The organism is Paraburkholderia sp. SIMBA_054 (assembly GCF_046534875.1).
Taxonomy (GTDB): Bacteria; Pseudomonadota; Gammaproteobacteria; order Burkholderiales; family Burkholderiaceae; genus Paraburkholderia; species Paraburkholderia hospita.
Map to the genome: position 1 here is coordinate 1 of NZ_JAWRXV010001900.1, position 228 is coordinate 228.

1 protein-coding gene is annotated in these 228 nt (G+C 59.2%); it reads right to left on the bottom strand.

What is annotated here, in order from left to right:
* Position 1 precedes the first annotated feature (1 nt).
* Positions 2-228: hypothetical protein (locus SB822_RS61650; RefSeq protein ID WP_410859743.1), on the bottom strand; the 227-nt coding region annotated here is incomplete at its 5' end.

Consider the following 228-nt stretch of genomic DNA (forward strand, 5'->3'; position numbering starts at 1 on the left):
CCTAGATCAGGGAGGGTTGTTTCTCCAGGGCGATGCGGTCTGCCTCGGCGCGAGCGAGCGGTGACGTCAGCAACCGCTTCTTCGTGGCCTGTTTCGCGCTTGAGTTGGTCCAGCTTTCTGCGTTTCTTTGATACGGGCATTGATGGTTAGCTAGACTTAGATGCTGTTCTCGCACGTGCCCGCTGCCGGAACCGGCGAAGCCAGCGTTGCGATCAGCGTGTAGCCAAG